This is a genomic window from Actinacidiphila acidipaludis, assembly GCF_019890725.1.
Classification (GTDB): domain Bacteria; phylum Actinomycetota; class Actinomycetes; order Streptomycetales; family Streptomycetaceae; genus Actinacidiphila; species Actinacidiphila acidipaludis.
Window position 1 is genome coordinate 1 of record NZ_JAINZZ010000123.1, and the last position, 2,943, is coordinate 2,943.

Genomic DNA, 2,943 nt, shown 5'->3' on the forward strand with positions numbered 1-2,943 from the left:
GGAGATGCAGCAGGGCCTCCACCTTCCGGGCGAGCGCCCGAGCAGCGGCGAGGTACCGTTCCTGCAACTGCAGGGCCTGGGCGTGAACTCCAGATATCTGCGTCAGCAGTGGCTCGGGCGGTATCGAGGGCGCCGGGCGTTGTCCGGGAGGGGGTGGACTGGCCTCTGGTACCGGCTCAGGGGTCGCTCGCGGGCCGCTGCTCTGGCGCCGTCGCTGCTCGTCCAGTCCAGCGGCGTGCAACTCCAACGCGGCAGCCTCGGCCTGAAAGTCCTTGAGTTGCCCCGCCCACTGCGTCAGCAGTGCGCCATTGTCCTCGTATGAGGCACGGAGCTTGCCGATCACGACACGCTGAGCCGAGAGCTTGGTGCGAAAGGCGTCCGCTGCCTTCCCTCGCCAACGAGCCTGTATCGGGTCGCTGCTGTCCAGCTTGATGGCTATTTCGGTCATGAGGAATGCGGCGTCTTGCCATTCGCCGGCCAGCGCTGTCACGCCTTCGGGGTCGCCGGGGCAGGGATCGAACCCGAGAGTCGGATAGGGAATTCCCACGGTAGATCCCCCTTCACTGTGTCCGCGGCGAGTTGTGCGCGAGCCGCTGGTCGGTGTGGCGGAGGGTCGGTCCGACATGGTCGACCTCGTCGCGTCTGTCGCTGAGACGCTGGCCCACCTCGGTGACGTCGTCGTACCGGGTGCGGGTGTACGTCGTCTCCTCTTCCAGGAGAGGCGGTGCTCCCAGCGCTTCCAGATTCATGTGCTGCAAGGAGCGCCGCACGGCTCCAAGGTCGACAAGTGCCGTCACAAGGGCGGCGCTCAGTGACTGCATGTCGGCTTCGGTGACGGCCAGATCTGTCATGGTGGTCCCCCCGGGTGCTGCTGTGTTCAGCGATTCACGGTTTGTTGTTCGCGTACGTAGGCGTCCTGTGGAGCACCGAAGGTGCCGTCCGGAAGGGCGACTGGGGTGGGCTGGCCGGTGCCGGTCCAGGTGATCTTCCAGGTGACCGTGGCCTTGAGCCGGTACGGACCCCGGTTCTGGGTTGAGCGCAGGTAGGTCACCCCGCAGGGCGGGTTGTTGCCGTCGTCGCCCGTGACGTAAGGCGTCCCGACGTTCCCGTGGGCGTCCATCGGGCAGTCTCCCGAAGGCGGCGATAGGGTGGCGTCCTGAGTGCCGGGATCAATGTGTAGGCCGACGGGAGTGGCTGTGGTCGTGGCCTCGATGCCGAGCACCGGCACGAAGGCCCGCACGGAGACCGGATGGAACGTCGTCCGGTCCATCCACACCCAGGTAGGCACGTTCACGATCTGGGTGCCGGAGGGGTTGAAGCTTGCCTTGCCCTGCGGGATGCGGATCTGGGCGTAGGCGAGTTGGGCGAGGATCTCGGGCGTGACCGCGTTCTTGACGGGCGGTGGTGGGGCTCCGGTGTCCACCCAGAACGGCGGATCAGTGCAGTCGTCGGCACCGGGATCGGTGAGCCGGCTGTCGTCGTAGAAGGCCGTCCACCAGTAGCCCTTGCCCTGCTTGGCCAGGTTGAAATTGGTGTAGGGATGACCCTTGATGTAGCGGTTCCTGATCGCCTCGGCGTCTTCCATGCCGGTGTGGTTCGGGCTCCGGTCGTACCCCAGAAATTCCCGAGCGGCGCCTTCCGCGTCGTACTTGGGGGCGTACCAGCAGGCGGGTGGCGTCCAGTCTGACGCAGGGGTGACCGCGCCGGTCTCTCGCCCTTTGCCGTTCTTGGTCAAGTCGAACTGGATACCGGCCAGGGCTGAGATCTTTCCATGGCCGGCGTTCCCCAGGGTCTTCGGAGGCGGATCGGCCGGTGCCTGGTTACCGAATCCACCCAACCCACCGCTGGTGGGGGTGGCTGAGCTGGGTTCAATCGTCACAACGGAGACGGCGCCGAGCGCAGTCGCGGCGATGAGTAAGCGCTTCAGGGCTTGCATGCCTTCGCTCCTCGCTGCGAGACCAGGTTGACCGTCTGCCACACGCCGTCCGGGCTCTTTTCGAGACGTGTGTTGTACAGAACGTAGCTGGCCGTGTTCGAAGCTGAGCGATCGATCTTGCCTGACTTACGTGACTTCGGGTACGCCTTGCTCTCGTCGGAGCAGTAGACGACAACGGCCGAATTGTCATTGCGGATGGTGACCTTGCGGTGGAACCACCGGATCGTTCCGGTCCAGCTCGCGTCGCCGTTCACCCAGCCTTGGACGAATGTGGCCGCAGAGCCCAGAGCCAAGCCCTTGCTGTAGAAGGCCATAGCGGAGGTGTGGGCGTTGCCTTGGATGATCGCCGAGTAGATCGAATCCACCATCTGCTCGTTGTCGGCAAGTACGGCGTCCTTCTTGGGGTCGCCTGTGTGCTGGTCCTCAAAGACGTTCTTCGCATCCCCCGGGAAAGTGATCACCGGCCGGTTGACCGTCATCGTCGCGCTCGCCGAGGGGGATGCGCTCGTCGCTGTGGGAACAGGCTGCGTCGACGTGATCTTGTCTGACGACTTATCTCCGCCGCCCCCACCGCACGCAGTGAGCAGCATGACTGCCGCAGCGGTCAGCGCGGCAGCCGGCACCAGACTTCGTGTCACCGGAGAGTCCCCCTGTGTGGCCCAAGCGTCAACGTGAGGCGTGACGCCACTAGCGATGTGTTAGTGACTCCTCACTCTATGCGTTGCTCTGGAAGCCTCAGAAGCGGGTTTGCCCAACCGCAACTGGAGTCTCACACGGCGTACCCAAGAGGAAGTTGACCGGCACCCTGGCGGCGCACTGTCGCGCAGTCCCGTGGAAGGACGTGTAGGCGCCCCCGGTGTAGTCGCATCAAAGCGTCGAGCACAGGCTGACCCAGAATATTGCGGGCCGCAGCGCTCGTCCCGCACCTGCGTTCTCCCAGGTCGGCACAGCGGTCAGCCGTCCGTACCAGCCTGAGATCCGGGCTTAGTCTTTTCCGCCGATCGCCT

General features: G+C 65.0%; 4 protein-coding genes. All 4 read right to left on the reverse strand.

All coding sequences use genetic code 11. The features are described 5' to 3' along the window. Positions 1 to 547: WXG100 family type VII secretion target (locus K7862_RS36890; RefSeq protein WP_372461733.1), on the reverse strand; the 547-nt coding region annotated here is incomplete at its 3' end. A gap of 13 nt (positions 548 to 560) precedes the next feature. Next, a complete protein-coding gene (locus tag K7862_RS36895) occupies positions 561 to 851 on the reverse strand; it encodes a hypothetical protein (protein WP_222970149.1) in 291 nt (96 codons plus the stop codon). 26 nt (positions 852 to 877) lie between these two features. After that, positions 878 to 1,936 (reverse strand): hypothetical protein, encoded by a 1,059-nt coding sequence (locus tag K7862_RS36900; protein ID WP_262414380.1) that lies wholly within the window; start codon positions 1,934 to 1,936, stop codon positions 878 to 880. Then, positions 1,924 to 2,574, reverse strand: a complete 651-nt coding sequence (locus tag K7862_RS36905; RefSeq protein WP_308012384.1) for a hypothetical protein — start codon at positions 2,572 to 2,574, stop codon at positions 1,924 to 1,926. The genes K7862_RS36900 and K7862_RS36905 overlap by 13 nt, the downstream gene beginning before the upstream one ends. Between the last annotated feature and the right edge of the window lie 369 nt (positions 2,575 to 2,943).

Coding starts and splice junctions, on each gene's coding strand:
- K7862_RS36895 (WP_222970149.1), bottom strand. CDS start 851: ATGACAGATCTGGCCGTCACCGAAGCCGACATGCAGTCACTGAGCGCC.
- K7862_RS36900 (WP_262414380.1), bottom strand. CDS start 1,936: ATGCAAGCCCTGAAGCGCTTACTCATCGCCGCGACTGCGCTCGGCGCC.